Genomic DNA, 25,299 nt, shown 5'->3' on the forward strand with positions numbered 1-25,299 from the left:
ATGAATGCTGAGAAATTTGTCCTTCTAATCATTCGGGTCTCTTTTCCTAAAAAAAGAAAAATCAGCTGAGTGGAAGTGAAATCTATTAATAAAAGCAGTTCAATGAAAAGAATTAATATTCAAGATAGAGGTTTATTGAAGAACAAAAAGAGGAACTGAAATACATAATACTAAAGAGAGGGGGCATTCTTCATGCTTCGGACAATTTTAATGGTGATCGGCGCGCTCGTAGTGATTAGTTTAATCATTAGCCTGCTATAATATATTTTAATTTTCAGGGTGTTCCTCAACAGGAGGGACATCCTTTATTCGTTTCCGGGGTAAACTTATACAGGCTCCTTTATCAATGAGATGAAATGATTTTTCTACTTTATCTGCAGGTGGAGTTTCTGTGGATTTTCAAACCTATGCTTCAGCCGGAAGTACACCGGTCTGCGAAAAGTAAGTTATGCGGTGAATCCTCATGGAAGATATGCTATGATAGCATGGAAGTACAAGGGTAGAATCAAAGGAGGATGCCGGGTGGCAGAAGAACAAAAGAAAAAGAAAGGCTCATGGCTGGTCCCTATCATTGCAGCAGTCGCAGTAGCTTTCATTGTACGTTCATTTATTGCGGCGCCTTATGTAGTCGAGGGAGCCTCTATGGAACCTTCCCTATATGATAACGACAGAATACTGGTGAACAAAACAACTTCCTGGATGGGAGAGTTTGATCGCGGGGACGTTGTAATTATTGAAGGTGAGAACAACAGGCACTACGTTAAACGTATAATCGGTCTTCCAGGTGAAACGGTTGAAATGCAGGAAGGCGAATTGTATATAGATGGAGAACAGATTGAAGAGCCATACGTCAACGAACTGGCAGACTACGCGGAACAGATTGAGGAAACATCTGTAGAAGAGGAAGAGTACTATGTGATGGGAGATAACCGGGGGAACAGTCTGGACAGCCGAAATGGACTCGGCCACATCCCGGAAGAGTACATTGTAGGCCGCTCTATGGTTGTATTTTTCCCTTTCGGCAATATGCAGATTACCAATTAAATGCTGTTCCTTGAACTATTATAAATATCAGAAAAAGCTGAAAGCCCCGCTTTAAATTATAAAGCGGGGCTTCAGGCTGTTTATAAAGTGTTTTTTTATACATGCCTATGCAATTTCCTGCTTTCGCCTCCTCAGGACGCTTTCCGGGCGGGCCGGCTTCAGCTAATTTCTTCCTCCCACTGTTCGGAAGAAATGGATCTTCTGCTCGTCCTATCTCGCCTCTCGCCTGCTGCAGCTCCAGCAGGAAAATAAAAAGAAGGTTCTTCTTCTAAAAAATGTGTTAATTCCGCCCTTTCTTCCATTCAGGAGAGGCTTTTTCCTCCGGAACGACCGGCGGGGACGCCGGTGGGATAAAGCGAAGTCGGAAGATCCTTTTCCATGGCCGAAGGGCTGGAAAATAGCTGATGACGAGCCCCACGGCAAGCTTCCGCCGGGGAGTGTAGGAGAAAGCTATACGCTCAGAAGAATAATTATTCTGAAACCAAGACTTAATCAACACTCTGAAGCCCCGCTTTAAATTATAAAGCGGGGCTTCTTGAGTGTGTACAGGATATTTTAAAATAACTGAATTGCTGCTTCGTTTTGAAAACGGCCTGTTCATTTTCAGGCAGAATCGGCCAGCTCTTTTTCTTCCCGTTTATTGTGGGCTCTTTTGGATAAAACCACACCGATTTCGTATAATGCTACAAGCGGTACAATCAATAATATGTCCGACACGAAATCAGGAGGAGTAATCACTACGGAAATAACAATAAGCATAAAATAGGCATAGCGCCGGGATTTTTTTAATATTTCCGGAGTCAGCACACCGAGAGTAGTCAAAAACATAATAACGAGCGGCAGTTCAAAGATAAAACCGATCGGAAGGGTAGACATCAATAGGAAATGAAAATACTCCCGGGCGGTTATCATCATGTCAAAATGAATATTTCCGATACCGAGCAGGAATTGATAGGCGAGAGGGAAAATAACCATATAGCCGAATGTAATACCTATAATAAAGCAGAGAAACACGGCTGGAATGTAGGTGAGTGTGACTTTACTTTCCCGCTCCGTCAGGCCCGGCCTGACAAAACGCCAGATTTCAAAAGCAAGGTAAGGGACGGATAAACCAAGCGCAATAGAAAAAGCAACAATAAAATAAATACCGAGGACGTCCATCGGCCCGAGCATTACGAGCCGATCGTCCACGATTAATGAAGGGATAAGCTGATGTACAAAAACGAGTGTTACAAGAAATAAAACGCCGAACACGGAAAGTGAACGGATAATCATGCTGCGCAGAGCAGTGTAATGCTCCAGAGCTGACTGCTGGGGCAGCTCTTCAACAGTTTTAGGCCCCGGCATTTTTGTCACTTCTTTCCTCCGTTTTCTTATCCTTCGGTTCCGTTGTTTCTTTTGTGTCCGTTGTTTCTTCAGAGTCGTCACTCATAATTTCTTTTGTCGACTTCTTGAATTCTGCAAGTGTCTGGCCGAAAGCTGATCCGATTTCCGGAAGCTTTTTCGGGCCGAAAATAATCAGGGCAATGACGAGAATCAATATTAGTCCCGGAATGCCGATAGAGCCGATAGAACCCATGTTTTTTTCCTCCCTTCCTTAATTACGTACGCATTTTCCGTGATGGTTTTTTTGCTTCTACAAGCTGTCCGCCGCCGTTGTCGAGGAATTCCTGAATTCCTTCGGCACAGCGGTAGGCAAGTGCTCCCACTGTTCCGGTCGGATTATAGCCGCTGTTGTGGGCGAACGCAGATGCGCCTGTTACGAAGAGGTTATCATAATCCCACATCTGATTGTAGTTATTGACCGCGGATGTTTCCGGATCTTCTCCCATAATAACCCCGCCGGTATTGTGCGTGGTCTGGTAAGGGACGATATCGTAGTTGCCGATTTCGTTATCGACATCCACGTGGTCGGCCCCCATCTCTTCCAGCATCTCTCCCAGTACCTGACCGCAGTATTGTGCCATGTTGCGGTCCTGGTCGGTGAAGTCGTAAGTCATGCGGAGGAGCGGGTCTCCATAACGGTCGGTGTAGGTTGGATCCAAATCCAGATAGTTATTTTGGGAAGGAAGGGAAGACCCCTGCAGACGAAGGTTCAGGGAACGGTTGAAGTATTTTAAAGACTGTTCCTTGAATTCGCTACCCCAGGATGCGGTGCCGTCCGGTACAGGATTGCTGTTGATCGGCCGACGCCCGGTCTGGGTAATGGCAATTTCTCCGCCGTGGAGAAAATCGAGATCGCTGTGATCAAAATTGTCCCCATTGTAGTCGTCAAAAGCAGCGCCAAGCGCTCCGGCTCCCATAAACGTATTAAATTTCTCGTCTTCGAAAAATCCGTTGGCAGAGCCCATCACCTGATAGCAGTAATTTTTGCCGATCACACCTTCTCCGGTTTCCGGGTCATACGGTGTTCCGACTTCCGAAGTCAGAAGAAGACGCACATTATTCAATACGTAACTGGTCACTGCGACGACATCCGCCGGCTGAATGAATTCCTCCCCGGTTTTTGTATCCACAAAAAGAACACCTGTAGCTTCACCGTTCTCTGTTAAAATCCGTGTGACATTGGAATTAGTGCGAATTTCAAAGTTACCTGTTTCCTGGGCTGTCGGGAGTACAGTGACGATCGGATCGGCCTTGGCGCCGTAGTCACAGCCAAAACGCTCACAAAAAGCACAGTACTGGCACTCATAAAGCTGCTGGCCGTCCGGATTCTCGTAATTTTCCGTCAGGTTGGCGGAGGGCATGTGGAAAGGGTGATAGCCAAGATTTGTAGCGGCTTCCTTAAACATACGGATCATTTTTGTTTCTGCCATTGGAGGAAGAGGGTAGCTGTCAGATCTTGGTCCTCCAAGGGGGTTTTCTTCTCCTGCAATACCGCACGTTTTTTCAAAGCGGTCATAATAGGGTTCGAGCTCATCGTACGTAATGCCCCAGTCCTGAAGGGTCATGTAGTCGGGAATTTTGTCCTCTCCGTAGCGTTCTTCCGTCTGGGAGCGGATTTCAAAGTCGTAGGGAAGGAAACGGTAAGTCTGTCCGTTCCAGTGCACCCCGGAGCCTCCCAGGTCCGTCCCGAGAAGGAAGGAGCCGTGTCTTCTCATCGGCAGCGCATTCATATCGCTGTTGTTTCTGAAAGTAATAGTTTCTTTGGAAAGGTCCTGCATCATTTCATAACGGAGAGCATAACGGAGTTCATCTTTTTGGTGAAGATAATCTTCCAGCGTTTTTTCTTCTCCCCGCTCCAGGCCTTTCACTGTGTACCCGGCTTTTGTCAGCTCTGCAGCGATGATCCCTGCTGTCCAGCCGACACCGACGGTTACTACATCCACGCGATCTAATTCTGTAGGCATATATTATTCATCTCCTTAACTGCTGTGGTGGTCATGAAGGCTCACAGGGTCCATTTCATGAAATTCCTCGTCTTCGATTACATCGGCATAAGCCATCTGGGCTCCCGGAAATTCTTTCATCTGCCATCCGCGCATACCACGGTTTCCGCCGTAAACAGGATCGCAGTAAGCCCCTTCCATCGTTGCCACCACAAGCGTGGAGAAAAATTCACTGGAGGAGAAGCCGTTCATATTTACATCGTCATTTTCGAGTGCGCTAAGTATTTCGTTCTGCTGACCGGTATCTTCTAAGTCAAAAAAGTTTTCGCCGAACTGATCCTGGCTGATAGCATTGACTCTGCGGACGCCCTGAAGGAACATGTCGCCGCGCGGTACGCGTGTCTGTGATCCCTGGGTATCTGCCCCTTCTTCAAATGGTCCGTCCATGTATTCTTTTGCGTTCATCCCCCACGGGCCTGCAAGCTGCCGGTCGATATAATATGGGACGCCGAGCTCGATGGCTCCGGGGCCATTGTCATCCTCCGGGAAAATGCGCTCAGTCATAGACCGCAGTACATTAAAGTCCTGCTGCCGCTTAAAAAATACACGGGCTTCCATTCTGTTTTCCGTGTCACCATTCGTCCCATTGGTATTTTCGGCGTTCTGCTGGTTAGTATTGGCTGTTTCATCACCCGTCTGATTACCAATCACACCGCCCAGGAGACCGCCGCCTAAAGCACCAGCTGCAACAAGGCCGGTATTTTGAATAAATTTCCGCCTCGTCATGCCATCCTGATTATTGGAATCCTCTGCCATTTTCACTCCCCCTTTTCAAAAGTTAATGATTGAAAAATAAAAAATAGGGTAGTACCCTATTTCCTAATACCATTTCCTTTATAAGTCCTTAGTAAACGTAAAAATGAAATAATGTAACAAAATCTCTATTTTTATGAGGAGGTTAACGGGTGTATGGCAGTGAAAAAGCAGAAAGTCTCAAAAAATTCAGCTCCACTCTCGTTTGAATTAATCAAAATTTTAAAAGTGAAGAAACAGAAACAATTTTAACTGTGGAAAAAACGAAAGTTGAGGAAGAAAATCTTCGTTGAAACACTTGATCAAAATCCACCTGTTCTAATCCCTCTTAACAGCCGGGGATGTGTGTTATAATTACAATCGTTGTAATCGAATTCACTTGTTAAAGGACGGTGTCAGAATGATCACGGAAGAACAAGTAAAGAAAGTACTCGAGGACATTAACGATCCTCATTTGCATACATCGCTGACAGATCTTGACGCGATTAAAGAAGTGAAAATCAAAGAAAATCTTCTCAGCCTGAAGCTCGCTATTGCCCAGCCGGGAACGGCGGAGCAGATGCAGCTGCAGCAGGAAGTCGTGACTGCACTGAAAGAAGCAGGGGCGGAATCAGTCGGTCTCCGTTTTGAGAAGCTGCCGGACAGTGTCATTGCAGAACACGGATCTGCCGAAGAGGAAGAGGGAGGATCTCTTCTTGACCGGACAGATAAGACGACGTTCATCTCCGTTACGAGTGGTAAAGGTGGTGTAGGTAAATCAACAGTGTCGGTTAACCTGGCTATTTCCCTTGCGCGCCAGGGAAAAAAGGTAGGTATTATCGATGCAGATATCTACGGCTTCAGCGTGCCGGATATGATGGGAATCGAAGAGCGGCCGCGTGTAGTCGGAGAGCGCATTTACCCTGTAGACCGCTTCGGCGTTCAGGTAATTTCCATGGGCTTTTTCGTAGAAGACAACTCACCTATTATCTGGCGCGGCCCGATGCTCGGTAAAATGCTCAACAACTTCTTCAATGAAGTCGAGTGGGACGATCTTGACTATCTCATTCTTGACCTTCCTCCGGGAACAGGGGACGTCGCGCTTGATATTCACTCCATGCTTCCGCATTCCAAAGAAATTATCGTAACGACTCCTCACGCTACGGCTGCTTTCGTTGCGGCGCGTGCCGGAGCGATGGCTCTGAAAACAGAACATGAAATTCTCGGGGTTATTGAAAACATGGCCTACTTTGAAAGTGAAGTGACAGGCGAAAAAGAGTATGTATTCGGTAAAGGAGGCGGCCAGAAGCTTGCAGAAGAGCTTAAAACAGAAGTGCTAGCGCAGGTGCCGCTCGGTCAGCCGGATTATGACGAAGAAGTGTTTGCGCCTTCCGTATACGCCGAAGATCATAAAATCGGTAAAATCTATACGGATATTGCTTCAAAAGTCATCGAGAAAACTAAAAAGTAATTATGGGAAGGCAGGGGCCCCGGTATAGATTACCGGGGCACTTTTTTTAGGTTCTTTAGTAGAAATAACCTTCTGTATAATATTTCATCGGAAACACGGTGCTGGCATTTGGAAAAATCCTCTCCGGGTTCAGAAAAGGAGTTGTGACAGGGCGGTGAAAACAGTAGCCTCAAAGAGGACCGCTCTGCTACAATGGAGAATGGATAAATGCGTGTTAGGAGGAAAAAGCGTGAACACTAGAAAAGTTGTTTTTTTGTTTAATTCCACGCTGCTGATTGGAACAACATTCGGTTTCATTATGGGATTCGTTCTTGATCTGCAGACACATATAAATGACCTTGCCAACCTGCGCTTCGGCGGGGTCGCTATGATTGCAATTACTGCGGCAATTTGGACAGTTATCGCTCAAATGGGATTTTTCGCCTATTTGACAATACACCGGTTCGGTCTCGGGATGTTTAAGAGTGTATCTCTATGGAATAAAGTTCAGATTGTACTTATCGCCTTTGCCTTATTTGACTTAATGTTTTTCCGCTACCTGCTGTTTGCTGAAGATGGAGAAACAATACTGCACTTTGCGGTCATGCCGGCAATGCTGCTTATTTACGGATGGATCGTAGCTAAAATAAAAGCAAAAGATACAAATCAATCTGCTTTTGTTCCGGCACTCTTTTTTATGATCGTCGTGACGACAATCGAATGGATTCCGGCACTCCGGGAAAATGATTTGACGTTTATTTTGAATGCCATTGTTCCACTGCTTGTAGCAAATACGTGGCAGATCCTTGTGCTTCACCGGCTTCACGCTCAGCCTAACGGAAGACAGCCGACGGTGGAAATGGAACAGAAGCGGGATAAGCAGACAACAAAACGTACTAATGAGCAGAGAAATAAACAGGGAAAGAAGAAGAAAGCAAAATAGTCTTCTATGGGGGAGTACAACCCCGCCTCTGGAAGGCCGCCGGTTCCTGCATGCCAGGTGGAGGGAGCGGCGGGCTCTTCAATAAGGTCACCCGATTTCAAGAGGTTACAAAAAAATAAAAAGAAATTTGGGTTTTCCTCTTGTCAAAAGGCAGAATGATATAGTAGTATATAAAATGTCTTCAAAAGACGGAAATAACATAACCTAGTGACGAAAGCGGAGAGGTCACACCCGTTCCCATGCCGAACACGGAAGTTAAGCTCTCCAGCGCCAATGATAGTTGGGGGCTCTCCCCCTGCAAAAGTAGGACGTCGCTGGGTTATTTTTTCTTTTATGCACTTTACTCTGTCAAAGCGGACAGGAGATTTGAAACTATTCCACAGTAGCTCAGTGGTAGAGCAATCGGCTGTTAACCGATCGGTCGTAGGTTCGAATCCTACCTGTGGAGCCATATGCTTCCTTAGCTCAGCTGGTAGAGCGCATCCATGGTAAGGATGAGGTCAGCGGTTCAAGCCCGCTAGGAAGCTCCATCATACAATTACGTTTAAGCCCTCTGCATCTGCAGAGGGCTTTTTTGCTTTAAAACGATGAAATTAAGAAGGCGGACTTAAGGAGTTACAGGATTCACTGAAAGGGAAACGAGTTACGGAATAGGGGATTTGGGGTATTCTGGTAATAAACGTATTCGTCAGCTGGATCTCTTTGGCGAAAGGTAAAAAAAGGATTACAGGTGGGAGCTGTAGAAGTTTTATTGTACAGGCAGACAGGACGTTCTTTCATACTGCACGATGTAGTCATAGCATAAGAAAGGAGTATGATCATGAAGTATCGTTACGTTGAGCGCTACCTGTACAAAGGGCAGCGTGTGGAAGTTTACCTGGACGGTGAAGCAAAAGTACTGATGATGGATATTACGAATTTCAGAAAGTACCGTGAGGAAAAGCCGTGCGATTACTATGGCGGGAAGGTGAAAATTTCACCGGCTCATTTGAAAGTGCCTCACAACGGGTTCTGGTATATCGTCGTGGAAAGTCCGGTGAAGAAGGAAACTATTCATTACACAGTCAGTATTTATTAAACCCGGTTAAATATCGTTTGAAAAAGATTGAAATAGAGGAAATAGGATAAATTAAACTTCTATTAGTTTTTCAGAGAGGAGGAGCTGTTTCTTGAATAGGAAGGGATATTGGTACTGTTATTAATGCTGTTCATCGAATGGAGAAGATAACTAAGGCATCAGTAAATGAACCAGCCGGTCGAGTCGGGGTCGTTCCTCCTATCAGACTGCTCTGAAAAGTTTTTAATATTAAACACTTTCTGTACTGGGGAGAAATTTGCTCCTGCAGAGAGTGTTTTTTATTTAGAGAAGTTAATGATCTGATTACTGGAAGAGTTTTCGTTTATTATGAAACAATTTTATAGTATATTTTTTAAGTTATTTTAGCGAACGTTTTGTCAATTTATAACGTAACTATTCATATGTATATAATCAGATGATTGAAACGGCAGACGGTGACTCCGGCGGGATGAAGTGAAGTCTGAAAATCCATTCTTCCAGGGTTCTACACTGGAAGAATTAGTTGAAGACGAGCCCCGCGGAAAGCGTCCGTCTGAAGTGGAAATCATTCACAACGTTCGGAAATCCCTGTTTTAAAGCGATTTATGAAATTGATTCTTATAAGTGAATTTTAACAGTCATCAAACGGGCATGTCCCATAAGGGATGGAGCACGGCTTCGAATGGACCAAACCCTGTCAGATAAATCGCGGTCTGACAGGGTTTTAAAACTTCGGGCCGGCTCCAATCGTACTTTTCAGGCGGTCTCTATGAACCTTTTGAGTCAGCCTCTTAACATCATTTCAGCAACATTCAGGAAGTACGTGAACCAATGAAGTGCAGATGGACTGTGAAAAGAATAACCAACGGAAAATTCGTAATTGAAAGACTTTATTTTTGAAGGGAAAATCTTTAAAAAACCTATTGTCAAAGCGAAGTCTTTTTGATAATATCTATTCTTGTTGAAGGTTGCTGATGCAGGCAGAACCCTTGAAAAAAGGTGAAAAATACATTACCTTATAAGTAAGTAAAATCCTTTTGCACGGCCCGTTGGTCAAGTGGTTAAGACACCGCCCTTTCACGGCGGTAACACGGGTTCGAATCCCGTACGGGTCACCATTTGCAGACTGCTGCTTTCAGGCAGTTTTATATAGATGATGTGCTGGCCTAGCTCAATTGGTAGAGCAACTGACTTGTAATCAGTAGGTTGGGGGTTCAAGTCCTCTGGCCAGCACCATAGATAGGGCTATAGCCAAGCGGTAAGGCATCGGATTTTGATTCCGTGACTCGCAGGTTCGAATCCTGCTAGCCCTGCCATTTTTTCTCGTCACTTAAAAGGAAAGCGCCGTTTATCCAGTCGGTTGATTGGGGAGAAACAAGCAGTTCGAGGATGCGGCGGAAAGAACGAGTGAGCGTACAAAAGTACGTGACAGGAGAGAAGGACGGAAGCAGACGAAGAAAAGCGCGGTTTATCCAGTCGGTTGATTGGAGAGAAACAAGCAGTTCGAGGATGCGACGGAAAGAACGAGTGAGCGTACAAAAGTACGTGACAGGAGAGAAGGACGGAAGCAGACGAAGAAAAGCGCCGTTTATCTCCAATCAAACAGGAGCCATTAGCTCAGCTGGCAGAGCATCTGACTTTTAATCAGAGGGTCGGAGGTTCGAATCCTCCATGGCTCACCATTTTCAAAGAAACAAAGGCAAAGGGGCCTTAGCTCAGCTGGGAGAGCGCCTGCTTTGCACGCAGGAGGTCAGCGGTTCGATCCCGCTAGGCTCCACCATACATAAGTGCTGCACTCCGGATATGTTCCGGGGTGTTTTTTGCTGCAGCGGGAATTTTCACTGAAAATCATCTGAATAAAGGTTGTATCCTGTTTTTTCCTCTGTGGAATGCTAAAATAAATCCAGAAGAGTTGAAACCTTGAAGGAAGCGGCTGCGTATAGAAAATAACCGCAGTGAAGCGGGGGGAAAGCCATGGATGCTGTAGTGAAAAGAATAGTCCGTGAAGTGAAGCGGGGCAACCAGGAGGCTTTTGCGGAGCTGGTGGAGCTGTATAAAGACAAAGTCTACCATATTGCCTACCGGATGCTCGGTAATGCGCACGAAGCTCAGGATGTATCCCAGGAAGCTTTTCTTCGGGCTTATACGAATATTCATTCCTATGATGAAAACCGGAAATTTTCTACTTGGATTTTCCGGATTGCAACAAATCTTGCTATTGACCGGCTGCGTAAAAAAAAGCCGGATTTTCACCTGGAGGATAAAGTTGGAGGGACAGAGAATCTCGATTATTATTCCCAGTTCGCTTCAGAGGAAGCGCTGCCTGAAGAGCAGGTTGTTAAACTGGAAATGCAGGAGTGGATACAGCAGGAGATTATGCAGCTTCCGCCTAAATATCGCTCTGCAGTTATTTTGAAATATCTGGAAGACCTTTCACTGAAAGAAATCAGTGAGATTCTGAACCTCCCTGTGCCTACTGTGAAAACAAGGATTCACCGGGGAAGAGAAGCATTGAGAAAAAAGCTCGGGGACGTGTAGCGTTGAGAGAAAGGAGTCACGGGATAATGGCATGCTCACATGAATATTATAAATTAATGCATGAATACCTGGATGAAAACATGCCGCTCACTGAAGCAAAAAAGTTTGAAGCGCACATGCAGGAATGCCCTGCGTGTGAGCAGCATCTGAAAGAACTGAAAAAAACAGTTGCTATTGTCCAGAGTGCTTCCCATTTTGAGGCTCCGGAAGGATTGACGAGGGAAGTGATGAATCAGCTTCCTAAGCAGAATCAATCGCAGAAATGGCAGAATTGGCTCCGCCGTCATCCATTTTTGGTTACAGCAGCTGCCTTTTTTCTCGTCTTTCTTCTCAGCCTGTCAGCGGGTTTTGACGGCGAAGAAGAAATTATGGTGAAAGGCGACGGTCATTTTATTGTGGATGAATCGAGAAAAGTTGTCATTATTCCGGAGGACAGCACGATTCAGGGAGATCTTCTGATCCGGAATGGAAACGTGGAAGTGAATGGGGAAATTGAAGGAGATATTACAGTGATCCACGGAGAACATCTGCAGGCCTCGACTGCCAGAATAGCCGGAGATATAGAAGAAGTTAACAATACGATGGAATGGATATGGTATGAAATAAAAGAATTCAGCCGGGAAGTCCTCCCTTTTTCCTCTAATGGAGAAGAGGAGTAGTAAAACGGATATTTTAATATAAAGTTACCTTGAAAATAGCTCGTTTATGAGATGGACATAACGCTGATGCGCTGGCGGGGCTTACCCGAGGGCTTGTCCCCGCCTTTGTTACACAGCGTTGGATATTTTCATGGTGTAGTTTTTAACTGCATCAGTGTCTCCGTTAAAGAATTCCTGTAGAGTGTTAATTTCCACTTTGAAAAACAAGAGCCCCTCGCTAAGATAATAATAGAGACACGACTCTGCTATTTTAAACCTTAAGGAGGGACCCTGCTGGGAAGTTTAAAATGCAGGACTGCTGCCCTTGATGGATGAAAATAACTTTCTCTCCAGATGGAACGCAGCCTATTATATAAGGTGCTTCTTACTAAGCAGAAGGCTGAAAAAAACCTTTCCAGAAAGTCTGAAGGGCTAGAGGGCGGCTCCGGAAGACCCACTCCGACAGACCAAAGTCTGAGGCCCATCGGCCCGGAAAGCATCCCCATGGAAACAAAGGCGCTCCTCTTACCCACATTTTATTTTCAGGGGAGTCAAATATAAAGACTGTTTCCTCGCAGGAAAACCGTTCCTGGAAAAGCCTCTTAAACTGCATTGACCCCAAAAAAAGTTAGAATAACTAATCTAACTTTCCGGGGCCGGTTCAGGGTGAGAGGTTTTTTGATGACGTTACTTCTTCTTTCATTTTTTGAGAGAAATTACTCACTGATTTACTCAATGAGTAGTAAACAACTGTGATATAATTGGGACGTTGGTAAAAGCAAAATGATATCCGCCAAATATATACTATGGGGGAACAAGTATGTTTCAAGATATGAGCTTATTAAGAGCAATAGCGATCGTAGTTGATATTTCGCTCGTTGCTTTCGTCATTTATAAATTAATTATGGTTATACGCGGTACCCGGGCAGTGCAGCTCGTCAAAGGGATCACCGTCATTCTTGCTGTCTGGTTCGTGAGTGGTTATCTTGGACTGAATACACTGCAGTGGATTATGCAGCAGGCAGTTACATACGGGCTCCTCGCTATTATTATTATTTTTCAGCCGGAGCTTCGACGGGCGCTGGAACAGCTTGGAAGGGGACGTTTTTTTCAGTCCACTTCCATGGAAAACGAAGATGAGGTACAGGAAGTCATCGCAGCTATTGTGAAATCCACCCAGTATATGAGCAAGCGCCGGATCGGTGCACTCATTTCTCTAGAGCGGGGGACGGGGATGACTGATTATATTGAAACAGGAGTACCTATGAATGCGCGTCTCACATCTGAGCTTTTAACAAATATTTTTATACCGAATGCCCCACTTCACGACGGGGCAGTAATCATTAAGCATAACGAAATTATGGCAGCGGGATGCTACCTGCCGCTTTCAGAAAATCCATTCATATCGAAGGAACTTGGTACAAGGCATCGGGCAGCTCTCGGTGTGAGTGAGGTGACGGATGCTGTAACCATTGCTGTCTCGGAAGAAACCGGAGCTGTTTCTGTAACGAAAAATGGGGAACTGCACCGCAGTCTGGACGAGGAAGCACTTCGCAGGATGCTGGAAAAGGAACTGCTGTCGAGCGAGAAAAATGGTTCTTCTTCACGCTGGCAGTGGGGAGGGAAGAAAGATGGATAAGCTTTTTAATAAAGGTTGGTTCATTAAGCTCATCTCGATACTTATTGCGGTGATGCTTTTCCTCATGGTGAATGTTGGAAATCAGCCGAACCAGGCTGGAGGAATCCCCGGTATTACAGACGGCAGCCGGGTACTGGAGGATGTGCCGCTGAACGTATATTACGATGAAGAAAACTATGTGCTGACAGAAGCCCCCGAAACGGTCCAGGTGACAATGCGGGGCCCGCAGAATGTACTGACTCTTTCCCAGATCACAAGTGGACAGCAGGAAGTGTATGTAGATCTGGAAGAAATGGAAGCCGGTTCCCACTATGAAAGAGTGCAGCACCGCGGTTTTCCCAGCGATCTAAATATTTCTATTGCACCAATGACAGTAAGCCTCACGCTCGAAGAAAGAGCGACGGCTTCTTTTCCAGTGGAAGTAAATCTGGAAAATGTGGAAGAAGGAATGGATGCAGGACAACCTGTAGTTGAACCTTCTTCAGTGACAGTAACGTCCGGCGGCGAAACCGTGGAAGAAATTGATTCTGCGCAGGTTACGATAGACATGTCCGGTCGTACAGAAGGCTTCACAGAAACAGCTGATGTGGTACTATATGATGAGTCTGGAAATGCTCTGGACATTGTTCCCGACCCGGGCGAAGTGGAAGTGCGGGTGCCTCTCGACAGTCCGCATACTGAAGTACCGCTCCAGGTAAATCCTCCGGATGAAACAGGAAGCGGAAGAGTGATCAGCTCAGTTACCTTGATTCCGGACACAGCTGCTGTATATGGAGCGCCTGATGTTCTGGATGGAATTTCGTCTATTGAAATTGAAGATATAAACTGGAGCGACATGGACGGTGATACTACTGTGGAGCTTGAAGTGCCGGTCCCGGAAGGCGCTGACCGTGTAGAGCCGGGGAGTGTAACGATGGAAGTAAACACCGAAAATGGTGAGGCTTCGCAAAGAGAATTCAGTGGATTTTCAATAGAAGTGCAGGGGCTTGCTTCAGGACTGAATGCAGAGTTCCCGACACTTGAAAATAATCAATTTACGCTTGAACTGCAGGGGGAAGAAGAGGTAGTCGAATCGGTCTCCCGGTCAGATATACGCGCCGTTGTTAACTTGTCCGGACTCAGTGCCGGGGAACATCAGGCAGCTCTTCAGATCACCGGGCCTTCAGGGATACAGTTCCCGCAAAATGGCACGGAACTTCCGGTCGAGCTGACAGACGGAACGAGACCTTCGGAAGAACCAGAAGAGGAAGACGACGAGGAACCGGAAAACGGCCAGGAACCGGAAAACGACCAGGAACCGGAAAATGAACCGGCAGAGGAACCACAGCAGAACGGGGAAGACGAAAACAACGAAGAACTGCCGGAACCGGATCCTCAGGAAGAGCAGGAAAATAATGAGGAGCCGGAAGAGAATATGGACGAACCTGATGAGGAAAACGAAAACGAGCTCGAAGATCAAAATAACCTCGACGAAGACAATAACAATGAGGAAAGTGCTTAAGGAGAGATTATGATGGGGAAATTTTTTGGGACAGACGGTGTACGGGGAATTGCAAACAAAGAGCTGACACCGGAACTGGCATTTAAGCTCGGACGCTTCGGCGGATACGTGCTGACAAAATCTACAGAAAAAGACAAACCGAAAATTCTGATCGGGCGTGATACAAGAATATCCGGAACAATGCTGGAAAGCGCTCTGGTAGCCGGACTTCTTTCAATGGGAGCGGAAGTAATGCGTCTCGGTGTTATTACTACTCCGGGTGTCGCCTATTTAACCAGAGCTCTCAGTGCAGACGCAGGCGTAATGATTTCAGCTTCCCACAACCCGGTGGAAGATAACGGTATTAAGTTTTTTGGGTCAGATGGGTATAAACTTCTGGACAAACAGGAAGAAGAAATTGAAGAACTCCTCAAGACAGAAGATGATATGGAAGATGATCTTCCGAGGCCGACAGGGGGGCAGATCGGTACTGTCAATGATTACTTTGAAGGTGGACAGAAATACCTGCGCTATCTTAAGCAGACAGTAGAAAACGATTTTTCCGGTCTTCATATCGCTCTCGACTGTGCACACGGGGCAGCCTCTCCGCTGGCTAACCACCTTTTTGCCGATCTGGAAGCCGATAACATTTCGTGTATTGGATCGTCACCGGACGGGGTGAATATTAATAAAAACGTAGGATCTACTCATCCGGAAGCGCTTGTGGAGCTCGTAAAAGATAAAGGAGCCGATGTTGGTCTTGCATTCGACGGGGACGCAGACCGTCTGATTGCAGTAGATGAAAAAGGAGAAATTGTGGACGGAGACCAGATCATGTATATATGCGCCAAATACATGAAAGAAAAAGGGAATCTTAACTATAAAACACTCGTAACCACGGTCATGAGCAACCTCGGACTGTATAAAGCTCTCGAAAGAGAAGGAATCGACACAAAGCAGACAGGCGTCGGTGACCGCTACGTAATGGAAGAAATGCGTAAAGGAAATTACAATCTTGGCGGAGAGCAGTCCGGACACATTATTTTTCTGGATTACAATACAACAGGAGATGGACTGCTCTCAGCACTGCAGCTCGTGCAGATTGTTAAAGAAAGCGGCAGAAAGCTTTCCGAGCTTGCAGGCGAAGTTCCGAAATATCCCCAAAAGCTTGTCAATGTGCGGGTGCAGGATAAGCATCAGCTGCACACGAGCGAAGCTATTTCCCGGGAAATTGAGTCAGTGGAAGAAGAAATGCAGGGCGAAGGGCGCATTCTTGTCCGTCCGTCCGGCACAGAGCCTCTTGTCCGCGTAATGGCAGAAGCACCGACGAGAGAAATCTGCGACAAGTACGTTGGAAAAGTAGTAGATATTGTGAAGCAGGAGCTCGGTTCTCTTAATTAGCAGTACTGATGCTCCAGGGAAGGCGGAAATTAATACTACCCGTCTCCCTGATATATACGTAAAAATAGTGAAAGGCTCATGGCTCCTGCCATGAGCCTTTCAGGCTGTTTATAAAGTCTTTTTTATACAGGTGTATATATCTCCCTGCTTTCGCCTCCACAGGAAGCTTTCCGGGCGGGCCGGCTTCAGCTAATTTCTTCCTCTCCATGCTCGGAAGAAATGGATCTTCTGCTCGTCCTATCTCGCCCCGGAGTCGCCTGCTGCAGCTCCAGCAGGAAAATAGAAAGAAGGTTTCTCTTCTAAAAACGTGTTGATTCCGCCCTTTCTTCCATTCAGGAGAGGCTTTTTCCTCCGGAACGACCGGCGGGGACGCCGGTGGGAGAAAGCGAAGTCGGAAGATCCTTTTCAACGCCGGCAGGCATTGAAAATAGCTGACGACGAGCCCCACGGCAAGCTTCCGCCGGGGAGTGGAGGAGAAAGCTATACGTTTAGAAGAATAATTATTCTTAAATCAAGACTTAATCAACACACTGAAAGGCTCATGGCTCCTGCCCTGAGCTTTTCAGTGTTCTATCTTAAACACAGCTGGATGGTTTCTTTCCTACCCATCTTTATTTTCAGAGATACGGAATAAAAATCCCTTCTGCACCATCATAATATGCAGAAGGGGATATCAATTGGAAGGTTGTTTCAAACCTTTATTATGAGGAAAAAACTGCTGCAATTTTCTGATGCAGAAGGTGATTCGCAGGAAGCCCGGTGATCTGGTGGAGAGCTTCTTTAATCGGATGCTTGTGCAGCAGCTTTTGGAGCTGTACAGCTTCTTCGTCGGAATCCTCATCATAGCGGAGGGCGGAAGCGATGACTCCGGTGAGGCCGGGAGCTTCCTTACCCTGGGAAAGGAGCTGCAGGGCCGGGCTGATGAGACGTTCCCCGGCTCCAAGTTTTTTCAGCGGTTGCCGGGCAACACGGGTAATCTGATCTGTCAGCATAGGATTTTGAAAACGGCTGAGTGTAGTATCGATATATGCTTCGTGCTCCTGTACATCAAAACCATACTTTTCTATAAGGAGATCTCCGGTTTCCTGGAGTACCTGCTTCAGATCTATACGGATTTTCTCGTCCGCCATAGCTTCCTGTACAGTTTTGTACCCTTTTTCATATCCATAATAAGCCGCAGCTGCATGACCGGTGTTGACAGTAAAAAGCTTACGTTCAATATAGGCATCCAGGTTATCCACGTAGTGCGCTTCTTTAATAGCAGGAATGTCTCCCACAAACCCCGTACGGTCAATCGTCCATTCATAAAATGGTTCTACGAGCACGTCCAGTGGATTTTCCAGTGATTGAACGGGGACGATACGGTCCACAGCAGCATTAGGAAAGCTTACAAACGAAGTGATTGTTTTCCATTCGTCTTCTGAAAAGAACGCCTCTATATGAGATTTCAGCTGATCTGTTCCATTCACAGCATTTTCACAGGCAATGACAGCTGCTGGTTTTTTTGAATTGAGCCGCCGGCGGAGTCCTTCGGCAATTGCAGGAGCTATATGTTTTAATACCGGGGCACCGACGGCTGTTGTAATGATATCAGCGTCCGCCAGCTCTTTTTCCAGAGCCTCTTTTTCTTCCAGAGAATGAAGGCCGGTGTATCCGCTGATTTCCTCTGACCGCTGCGGCTCTTCTGCATAGTGGATATGATAGCTTCCGCTGCGTTTCAAAAGATCAATAATATCCTTGTTTACATCTGCAAAGATAAGTTCGAAACCGGAATGGAAGAGAAGCTGGCCGATAAATCCCCGACCTATGTTCCCGGCTCCAAAGTGTACGGCTTTCATCATTATTCCACCTCTTGGAACATATCGAGGAGTTCCTGCTTGGAGGAAGCGTTGATCATGCGGTCTACGTTTTCTTCTTCTGAGCAGAGAATCGCGATTTTGGATAGAATTTCCAGATGTTCGTTGTTTTTACCGGCAATCCCGAAAATCAGTTTAGCTGTGTTGCCATCACCGTAATCCACTCCCTCCGGTGCCTGGATAACAGAGAGGCCGGAATAGTGGACGCTGTCTTTAGCGTCATCGGTGCCGTGGGGGATCGCTACGAAGTTCCCCATGAAGGTCGTAGTAATTTCTTCCCGTTCAAACATTTTGTCGATGTAGGAAGCATCTGTATATCCTCCATCAACGAGAAGCTGACCTGCGCGGCGGATAGCTTCCTCCTGGTTATTCAGGCTGACGTTCAGTTCAATATTTTCTTCCGGTAAAATTGCTTTTGACATATAGATCACTCCTTAAATAATTTAACTTCGGTAAAGAGATAAAAATTCTTCACTCATAAATTGTTTTATTTGTTCTTCGGTACCTTCAGCAAACAGCTTTTTACTTTTTTCATCTTTGACCATCATGCCGCTGATATGACTCAGCATTACTGCTTCCTGCTCGTTCATATTTTCGGGGGCGAGCATAATGCAGATGCGTCGGGCCTGAATGACAGAACCGTCCATAGCGGCTGCCGGCTCGGCGTTCCGGCGTTCCAGAATGAGAAAGAGTGGTTCATTAACAGCGGGGCTTCTTGCATGATGAAGGGTAAAGGTCGTACCAGGAATTCCCACTCCGGAAAGCTTTTCCCGTTTGTGAAGCTCCTCTGCTGTTTTTCCGGCATCGGTAATCAAATTTTCCCCTTCAAGAAACTTCATCGTATTATACATGCTTGTCCGGAAATCACTGCTCGTCGTTTCCTGAACGATAGTGACATGCTGCATCAGGCGGATCGTTGTTTCCAGCTGGGACTGTAAAGACTCAAGCGTCGTTTTTTCCGGATGGTTCCCGGAAGAAGGTCTGGAAACATGAACAGATGCCGCGGTTTTTAATCCGATATAATGTTCAATTTTCTTTGTGTCTTCTGCTGTCAAAAAAGGATTGACCTGAATGTAGTCGAGGCCCGGGTTATCGAGCGCAATAGTCGACAGGACTAAATCGTCCGCTGCGGGGGCAGTTTCTGTGAGCTCAAAAAGAGAGAGCTGGTGAATTTCCTTGATCTGCGGAAACTCTTTTCTCAGTCTTGTACTCATCATTTTGGAGGAGCCTATCCCGCTGGAGCAAATGACGAATGCCCTGAAGGTTTTGTGTTCGTTCCCGGTTTCCAGTGCCGAACCGAAATGCATCACTAGAAAGCCGATTTCGTCTTCCGGAACGTCAAGATCTTCAAATATATGCCCGGCAGCTTCCTGGACAGCTGCAAAAAGATCCGGGAAATTTTCTTTGACGGCGGAGGCGAGAGGGTTATGAATTTTCATCTGCTGTTCAAGCCTGTAAAGGGCGGGGCTGATATGGGCTGTCAGCCCCTGTTCAAGCGATGGATTGCTGGAAAAATCAATGCCGTAGTTAAGGCTTACGTGTCTGACGAGACGCTTAACGAGAAGTACAGCGTCCATGTGATCGGCGGTCTGAAGAAGTTCTTCCGATTGCAGCTTCGCTCCGCGGAGGTGCATCGTAATATAACCGATTTCAGCTTCTGGAATATCTGCCTGGAAGATACGTGCGAGCTGCCTGGCAAGTTCGGCTGCTTTTTTATATTCTGGTGTCGGGCGCAGACGGTCCAGCAGTTCTTCTTTCATCTGTACGTTTTCTCCCTGCTGGATTCTTTCCATAGCGAGAGCGAGGTGAACGACGAGTGCAATGTAGGAAGAATCAGCTATCGGACGTGTCAGCGTATGATTCAACTTTTCCACAGCCGTTTCAATCTGCTCCAGCCGCTCTGTCTGGACAAAACCGAGAAGCTGGTCGGAGATGGACTGGGTTCGGGGAGTCCCCCCCGGTACCGTATGCCTGCGAATAAAGCGGAGAAGCTCCGTTTCACCGAGGTGGTCGGAGAGAAGACCGCGGATTGCCCGTCGTTTTGCTGCTTCATCCCCGGCTATCTGAATACCTGAACCCCGGCGGCGGAGCAGGGAAAGCTGATAGCTTTCCAGCCACTCCGCTGCTTTATCAAGGTCTGTACTGACAGTTGCATTTGTAACGTGCAGATCGGATGCAAGCGCCTGCAGTTTCACGGGCTCCGTTGCTGTGAGAAGCTTATGGGTAAGCAGAAGCTGGCGCTGTTCCGGAAGAAAATCAAAGTGCTTTGCCTGTTCCAGGTCTTCCCGGAACTGCTGCAGCCGGGTTTTTGATCCTGTCAGCCGGAGACCGCGTCCGGCTTTTTTTTCGAGAAACAGTTCGTAAGGGTGCAGCAGATTGTCAAATGAGGCAAGGTCCCGGTGTATCGTTCTTTCACTGACGTCGAGCACTTCTGCTAGATGTCCGATCGTCACGCCTTCCGGATAAGCTAACAGCTCATCCAGAATGCGCCGGTCCCTGGCAGATACATACAAAGCGGTCCCCTCCTTTTCAAGAAGACTGTTATGACTTCAGTCTCTCCACAAGCTTGTCGTATTCCGGGCTGTTCAGGAAATTTTCTACGGAAATATGTTCCGCATCCGGACGTTTTTCTTTCGCCCGCGGCGTAAGATCTTTATGCGTGATAATAATGTCTACGTCGTCGGGAAGGTTACTAATGGAAGTATTCGATACATCAATATCGAGTCCTGCTTTTTTAACTTTATTCTTTAAAATCGAAGAGCCCATCGCGCTGGAGCCCATTCCTGCATCACAGGCGAAAATGATCTTGTTGACTTCCGCAGCGTCCTTCGTTGTTTCATCATCTGCTGCAGCTCCGGTACTTCCTGCTGCAAAAGCAGAAGAGACACTGCTCTTTTTACCTTTCATTTCTTCCATCTTTGTTGCTGCTCCTTCAAGGTCTTCCTCCGCTGGAGCTTTCGTCGTTTTCAGGATAAGTCCGCCGACAAGGAAGGAAACAAGTGCTGCGATAAATACTCCGCCGAATACACCGACATAATCCGTCGCAGGGGTCATCGCTGCATAGGCAAAAATACTACCAGGTGCAGGAGTGGCACGAAGACCGACGTCGAATAAAGTGAATGTGAAAATTCCGCTCATACCGCCGGCAATGGCTGCAAGAATAAGCATCGGTCTCATAAGAATATACGGGAAGTAAATTTCGTGAATACCTCCGAAGAATTGAATGATAATCGCACCCGGTGCCGTACGTTTAGCTGTACCGCTGCCAAAAATCATTACTGCAAGCAGTACTCCAAGTCCGGGACCTGGGTTTGTTTCAAGCATAAACAGGATCGATTTACCCTGCTCGGCCGCCTGATCCAGACCAATAGGGCTGAGAATACCGTGGTTAATCGCGTTGTTTAAGAAAAGCACTTTCGCCGGTTCAATGATGATACTTGCAAATGGAAGAAGTCCGGCGGAAACAATTACTTCAACTCCTGCTGCAAGCGTCTGGTTCAATCCTTCCACTACCGGACCGATACCAACCAAAGCGAGCAGCGTCAGAATCATAGCGAGAATACCTGCTGTAAAGTTGTTGACGAGCATTTCGAATCCGGGTTTGATCTTACCGTCGAGGGATTCGTCAATCTTTTTAATAAGAAAGCCGCCGAGAGGACCCATGATCATCGCTCCGATGAACATCGGGATATCGGCTCCGACAATGACACCCATCGTTGCAGTGGCACCTACGACACCGCCTCGTCCGCCGTAGACAATTTTACCGCCGGTATAACCGATAAGCAGCGGCAGCAGGAAGAGAATCATCGGGTCCACAAGCTGTACAAAATTTTCGTTAGGAATCCACCCATCCGGAATGAATAATGCTGTAATCAGCCCCCAGGCAATAAAAGCCCCGATGTTCGGCATAATCATACCGCTCAAAAAAGTACCGAATCGCTGAATTTTCGTGCGGAACGATGATTTTTGTTCTGCCATAGTTATTTCCTCCTTTAAATTTGGCCGCTTCGAAGCGGCTTGTTAACTTTAATAGTAAAGCGCTCTCATCGTTGTCACAATACAATCTAAATCCAAATAAGTCAGAAGCATTCCTGACATTATTGTGTTTGAAGGAAAAGATATTATATAGAAGAAACATGACCCTGCATAGAAAGAAAGCTGAGCAGCTGATTTGTAGGAACACCCGACTTTTTTGAACCGATAAAGTCGTTTCAGAAAGAAACGTAATTTGGCTTTCGTTTACTTATGCAAGACCAAAAGTACCTGATGTGCGAGTATCGGCAGAAAATTGTTTTCGTGACGATGGCAAAGCAAAAATAGTGACGCAACCGTTCCACCGGCACTAAAAATCTGTTATTATCAATAGTTGCTGCTGTTTTTCTGTAACGTTGTTGATGAAGTTGGCGACAAGTACAGGGGAAGGAGGAAGGCATGGAACAGGAAGGCAGGTTAGTGCAACAGACGAAGCGGGAGCCCCGTGACAGAAATTTTAATTTATTTTCCAAATATGGGAAAATAGATTGACCAAGAAAGGTCCTATGTAGTATGATAGTGCTATTCAAATACATGAAAGGAGGATAGTGGAAACGACTGATTTTAAAGCGCCTGAACTGCCTGCGGGGCAGTTGACGAGGAGGAGGTTATCGAGCAAGTCGGCGGATGCCTCCCGGCTGACGGTCACAGCCGCAAAGAAGTGCTAAAACAGTGAGGCGACTCCCTGGACAAAAGCTCTTCTGATGGCCGCTGAATCCAACAAAAATACAAGTAAATGATAAAGAGTGGGGCAGAGCATGCCCCTTGTGTGTTCCTGCCCCATTCAAGGGAGGATATTTAATTATGTGCGGAATTGTAGGTTATATCGGAACAGAGGATGCAAAAGAGATTCTTTTACGAGGCCTGGAAAAGCTCGAATACCGGGGTTATGATTCAGCAGGGATTGCTGTAGCCAACGAACGGGGTGTGCACGTCTATAAAGAGAAAGGGCGTATTGCCGAGCTTCGGGACGCGGTGGACGAAACGGAAAACAGCGTGGTCGGAATCGGTCATACACGCTGGGCTACGCACGGCGTACCGAGCCGTTTAAACGCGCACCCGCATCAGAGTGAAACATCCCGCTTCACCATCGTCCATAATGGAGTTATAGAGAACTACGAGCAGCTCCGCCGGGAACACCTGCCGAATGCCGCAATGGTTTCTGATACGGATACAGAAATCATCGTACAGCTTGTTGACACGTTCGTAAAACAGGGTATGTCGACAGAAGAAGCATTCAGCAGAACTCTCAGCCTGCTTGAAGGTTCCTACGCTACGGCTCTTCTGGACAACGAGGACCGGGAGACGATTTACGTCGGTAAAAATAAAAGCCCGCTTCTGATCGGACTTTCTGACGGCGTTAATGTAATCGCAAGTGACGCGATGGCGATGCTTCAGGTAACGAATGAATTTATGGAGATTGAAGACGAAGAAGTCGTCATCGTCACCCGGGACAGTGTGCAGGTGAAAAAGCTGGACGGAGAAGAAATTGTCCGCGGCTCCTACATTGCAGAGCTCGATTCCACAGACATTGAAAAAGGGACGTACCCGCATTTCATGCTGAAGGAAATCGATGAGCAGCCTTTCGTTATGCGGAATATCATCACGAAGTACAAGGACGATAATGACAACATTAAGCTGGAGGAACCTATCCGTCAGGCAGTAACGGATGCCGACCGCATTTATATTATCGCTGCAGGTACAAGCTATCATTCCGGTCTCGTCGGAAAAGAACTCATCGAAAAAATCGCACAGATTCCAGTGGAAACCCACATTGCCAGTGAGTTTCTGTACAATATGCCATTACTAAGCAAAAAACCACTCTTTATATTTATTTCACAGAGCGGGGAAACCGCTGATCTCCGCGGAGTACTTGTGAACGTGAAAAAACTGGGTCATACATCCTTGACGATTACTAACGTACCGGGCTCCACGCTTTCCCGTGAAGCGGACTATACACTTCATACTTACGGAGGTCCGGAAATCGCTGTCGCTTCCACAAAAGCGTATACAGCCCAGATGGCAGTCATGGCTATTCTGGCTGTGGATGCCGCCCGTGCCGGAGGAGTGGAAATCGATTTCGATCCACTGCAGGAGCTTGGAATTGTAGCAAACGCGATGGAAATTTTCACAAACAAAAAAGAAGAGCTGGAGGAAGTTGCCCGCAACTATCTCAGCGTTTCCCGCAACTGCTTCTTTATCGGCCGCTCAATGGACTACTACGTCTGTCTGGAAGGCGCGCTGAAGCTGAAAGAAATTTCCTACATTCAGGCGGAAGGATTTGCCGGCGGCGAACTGAAGCACGGCACCATCGCTTTGATTGAAGAAGGGACGCCGGTTATCGGACTTGCTACACAGAAGGATGTCAATCTGAACATCCGCGGAAACATGAAAGAAGTGGTAGCACGTGGTGCTAACCCTTGCTTTATCAGCATGGAAGGGTGCGAGCACGAAGAAGATAAAATTGTTATGCCGGCTGTGCATGAATATTTAACGCCGCTTGTAAGCGTTCTGCCGATGCAGCTCATTTCCTACTACGCAGCACTGCACCGCGGCTGTGATGTAGACAAGCCGAGAAACCTGGCGAAAAGTGTAACAGTAGAGTAAAACCTGTGCTCTCATTTAAAACAAAATTGATAAAAACACACGCTGCTAATTACGATTCAGGTAATTCAGCGTGTGTTTTTTAATAAGTAGAGGATGTTCTTCAATAACGGAGTAACAGCTCCGGATAAAATGAAACCCGGCACTGCATCGAACGTATTTTTCATGGAGGAGAGAAAAATGACAAAATCGGATCTGATTTTATCTCTCATAATGTTAGTTGTAAGCATTACCTTTTTAATTCTTTCAATCTTCTTCCCGGACGACATACAAATTGGGGCCTTTACCGCTTCTTTATTTATCTCTCTATTTTTCTATGGCAGACATAAAAAAAGTGATGACAATAATTAAATTACCCGGAAGTATTGTGTCAGAAGGATAACTTTATGAAAAATACTTTTTTATCCTGGCAGCGTCGAATGTTAGTATGAAGGAAGTGAGCGGTTCCCTGCTGTTTCCACTGAAACGAATGAGAGTTTTAAAAAGAAGTTTTTTA

21 protein-coding genes, 7 tRNA genes and 1 rRNA gene are annotated in these 25,299 nt (G+C 46.4%); 20 read left to right on the plus strand and 9 right to left on the minus strand.

Going from position 1 to position 25,299, the window contains the following annotated elements; all coding sequences use genetic code 11:
• Nucleotides 1–522: 522 nt before the first annotated feature.
• The 3 genes from lepB (at nt 523) to C6Y45_RS17300 (ending at nt 1,561) form a co-directional block, all read left to right on the plus strand.
• Nucleotides 523–1,044, plus strand: coding sequence for a signal peptidase I (lepB, locus tag C6Y45_RS02865; RefSeq protein WP_245922507.1), 522 nt, complete (start codon nt 523–525; stop codon nt 1,042–1,044).
• A 101-nt stretch (nt 1,045–1,145) separates the two neighbouring features.
• Complete coding sequence (locus C6Y45_RS17295) at nt 1,146–1,316, plus strand: hypothetical protein (protein ID WP_160058088.1); 171 nt, start codon at nt 1,146–1,148, stop codon at nt 1,314–1,316.
• Nucleotides 1,317–1,321: 5 nt separating this feature from the next.
• On the plus strand, nt 1,322–1,561 hold the full coding sequence (locus C6Y45_RS17300) for a hypothetical protein (RefSeq protein WP_107583528.1): 240 nt from the start codon (nt 1,322–1,324) through the stop codon (nt 1,559–1,561).
• Between the two features lie 86 nt (nt 1,562–1,647).
• Here C6Y45_RS17300 and tatC read toward each other — a convergent pair whose 3' ends face one another.
• From tatC to C6Y45_RS02890, 4 genes are read right to left on the minus strand one after another with little or no spacing between them, the layout of a single operon-like run.
• Nucleotides 1,648–2,391 (minus strand): twin-arginine translocase subunit TatC, encoded by a 744-nt coding sequence (gene tatC / locus C6Y45_RS02875; protein ID WP_107583663.1) that lies wholly within the window; start codon nt 2,389–2,391, stop codon nt 1,648–1,650.
• Nucleotides 2,378–2,623, minus strand: coding sequence for a twin-arginine translocase TatA/TatE family subunit (gene tatA, locus C6Y45_RS02880; RefSeq protein ID WP_107583529.1), 246 nt, complete (start codon nt 2,621–2,623; stop codon nt 2,378–2,380). The genes tatC and tatA overlap by 14 nt, the downstream gene beginning before the upstream one ends.
• Before the next feature lie 22 nt (nt 2,624–2,645).
• Nucleotides 2,646–4,394: a GMC family oxidoreductase gene (locus C6Y45_RS02885; protein WP_107583530.1), complete on the minus strand. Its 1,749-nt coding sequence runs from the start codon at nt 4,392–4,394 to the stop codon at nt 2,646–2,648.
• Nucleotides 4,395–4,409: 15 nt separating this feature from the next.
• Complete coding sequence (locus C6Y45_RS02890; RefSeq protein WP_107583531.1) at nt 4,410–5,189, minus strand: gluconate 2-dehydrogenase subunit 3 family protein; 780 nt, start codon at nt 5,187–5,189, stop codon at nt 4,410–4,412.
• Nucleotides 5,190–5,586: 397 nt separating this feature from the next.
• Between C6Y45_RS02890 and C6Y45_RS02895 the strand changes: the two genes are divergently transcribed.
• The 9 genes from C6Y45_RS02895 (at nt 5,587) to C6Y45_RS02935 (ending at nt 9,931) form a co-directional block, all read left to right on the plus strand.
• Nucleotides 5,587–6,636, plus strand: coding sequence for a P-loop NTPase (locus tag C6Y45_RS02895; RefSeq protein WP_107583532.1), 1,050 nt, complete (start codon nt 5,587–5,589; stop codon nt 6,634–6,636).
• 229 nt (nt 6,637–6,865) lie between these two features.
• Complete coding sequence (locus C6Y45_RS02900; protein ID WP_107583533.1) at nt 6,866–7,558, plus strand: KinB-signaling pathway activation protein; 693 nt, start codon at nt 6,866–6,868, stop codon at nt 7,556–7,558.
• Nucleotides 7,559–7,761: 203 nt separating this feature from the next.
• A 5S ribosomal RNA gene (rrf, locus tag C6Y45_RS02905) occupies nt 7,762–7,878 on the plus strand.
• 56 nt (nt 7,879–7,934) lie between these two features.
• A tRNA-Asn gene (locus C6Y45_RS02910) sits at nt 7,935–8,009 on the plus strand.
• A gap of 3 nt (nt 8,010–8,012) precedes the next feature.
• A tRNA-Thr gene (locus C6Y45_RS02915) sits at nt 8,013–8,088 on the plus strand.
• Nucleotides 8,089–8,378: 290 nt separating this feature from the next.
• A complete protein-coding gene (locus tag C6Y45_RS02920; RefSeq protein WP_160058090.1) occupies nt 8,379–8,636 on the plus strand; it encodes a DUF1883 domain-containing protein in 258 nt (85 codons plus the stop codon).
• 1,022 nt (nt 8,637–9,658) lie between these two features.
• Nucleotides 9,659–9,733, plus strand: a tRNA-Glu gene (locus tag C6Y45_RS02925).
• 42 nt (nt 9,734–9,775) lie between these two features.
• Nucleotides 9,776–9,851: transfer RNA gene (locus C6Y45_RS02930), tRNA-Thr, on the plus strand.
• 5 nt (nt 9,852–9,856) lie between these two features.
• A tRNA-Gln gene (locus C6Y45_RS02935) sits at nt 9,857–9,931 on the plus strand.
• Here the strand turns inward: C6Y45_RS02935 and C6Y45_RS17180 are convergent.
• On the minus strand, nt 9,920–10,213 hold the full coding sequence (locus C6Y45_RS17180; protein ID WP_146159143.1) for a hypothetical protein: 294 nt from the start codon (nt 10,211–10,213) through the stop codon (nt 9,920–9,922). The genes C6Y45_RS02935 and C6Y45_RS17180 overlap by 12 nt on opposite strands.
• An 8-nt stretch (nt 10,214–10,221) precedes the next feature.
• On the opposite strand from C6Y45_RS17180, the gene C6Y45_RS02940 reads away from it, so the two are divergent.
• The 7 genes from C6Y45_RS02940 (at nt 10,222) to glmM (ending at nt 16,311) form a co-directional block, all read left to right on the plus strand.
• A tRNA-Lys gene (locus tag C6Y45_RS02940) sits at nt 10,222–10,297 on the plus strand.
• A 22-nt stretch (nt 10,298–10,319) separates the two neighbouring features.
• Nucleotides 10,320–10,395 (plus strand) — tRNA-Ala (locus C6Y45_RS02945).
• Between the two features lie 194 nt (nt 10,396–10,589).
• Nucleotides 10,590–11,153 carry an RNA polymerase sigma factor SigW gene (gene sigW / locus C6Y45_RS02950; RefSeq protein WP_107583535.1) on the plus strand — a complete coding sequence of 188 codons (564 nt, stop codon included), beginning with the start codon at nt 10,590–10,592 and terminating at the stop codon, nt 11,151–11,153.
• Nucleotides 11,154–11,179: 26 nt separating this feature from the next.
• The gene (locus tag C6Y45_RS02955) at nt 11,180–11,812 is read left to right on the plus strand and encodes a zf-HC2 domain-containing protein (protein ID WP_107583536.1); all 633 of its coding nucleotides are present in this window, start codon (nt 11,180–11,182) and stop codon (nt 11,810–11,812) included.
• A gap of 799 nt (nt 11,813–12,611) precedes the next feature.
• Nucleotides 12,612–13,430: a diadenylate cyclase CdaA gene (gene cdaA, locus C6Y45_RS02960; RefSeq protein ID WP_107583537.1), complete on the plus strand. Its 819-nt coding sequence runs from the start codon at nt 12,612–12,614 to the stop codon at nt 13,428–13,430.
• Complete coding sequence (locus C6Y45_RS02965) at nt 13,423–14,931, plus strand: CdaR family protein (protein ID WP_160058092.1); 1,509 nt, start codon at nt 13,423–13,425, stop codon at nt 14,929–14,931. Before cdaA ends, C6Y45_RS02965 begins: the two co-directional genes overlap by 8 nt.
• A gap of 12 nt (nt 14,932–14,943) precedes the next feature.
• Complete coding sequence (glmM, locus tag C6Y45_RS02970) at nt 14,944–16,311, plus strand: phosphoglucosamine mutase (protein ID WP_107583539.1); 1,368 nt, start codon at nt 14,944–14,946, stop codon at nt 16,309–16,311.
• Nucleotides 16,312–17,012: 701 nt separating this feature from the next.
• Here glmM and C6Y45_RS02980 read toward each other — a convergent pair.
• Genes C6Y45_RS02980 through C6Y45_RS02995 form a run of 4 tightly spaced genes read right to left on the minus strand, consistent with a single transcriptional unit; the run spans nt 17,013 to nt 22,145 of the window.
• Nucleotides 17,013–18,152 carry a mannitol-1-phosphate 5-dehydrogenase gene (locus C6Y45_RS02980; RefSeq protein ID WP_245922509.1) on the minus strand — a complete coding sequence of 380 codons (1,140 nt, stop codon included), beginning with the start codon at nt 18,150–18,152 and terminating at the stop codon, nt 17,013–17,015.
• Entirely contained in the window at nt 18,152–18,589 is a 438-nt protein-coding gene (locus tag C6Y45_RS02985) for a PTS mannitol transporter subunit IIA (protein WP_107583541.1), read from the minus strand. Before C6Y45_RS02985 ends, C6Y45_RS02980 begins: the two co-directional genes overlap by 1 nt.
• A 21-nt stretch (nt 18,590–18,610) precedes the next feature.
• Complete coding sequence (locus tag C6Y45_RS02990) at nt 18,611–20,680, minus strand: BglG family transcription antiterminator (RefSeq protein WP_107583542.1); 2,070 nt, start codon at nt 20,678–20,680, stop codon at nt 18,611–18,613.
• Nucleotides 20,681–20,708: 28 nt separating this feature from the next.
• Complete coding sequence (locus tag C6Y45_RS02995) at nt 20,709–22,145, minus strand: PTS mannitol transporter subunit IIBC (RefSeq protein WP_107583543.1); 1,437 nt, start codon at nt 22,143–22,145, stop codon at nt 20,709–20,711.
• 858 nt (nt 22,146–23,003) lie between these two features.
• Here C6Y45_RS02995 and glmS point away from each other — a divergent pair.
• Entirely contained in the window at nt 23,004–24,806 is a 1,803-nt protein-coding gene (glmS, locus tag C6Y45_RS03000; RefSeq protein WP_107583544.1) for a glutamine--fructose-6-phosphate transaminase (isomerizing), read from the plus strand.
• Nucleotides 24,807–25,299 lie beyond the last annotated feature (493 nt).

It is taken from the genome of Alkalicoccus saliphilus (genome assembly GCF_003044065.1).
Taxonomy (GTDB): Bacteria; Bacillota; Bacilli; order Bacillales; family Salisediminibacteriaceae; genus Alkalicoccus; species Alkalicoccus saliphilus.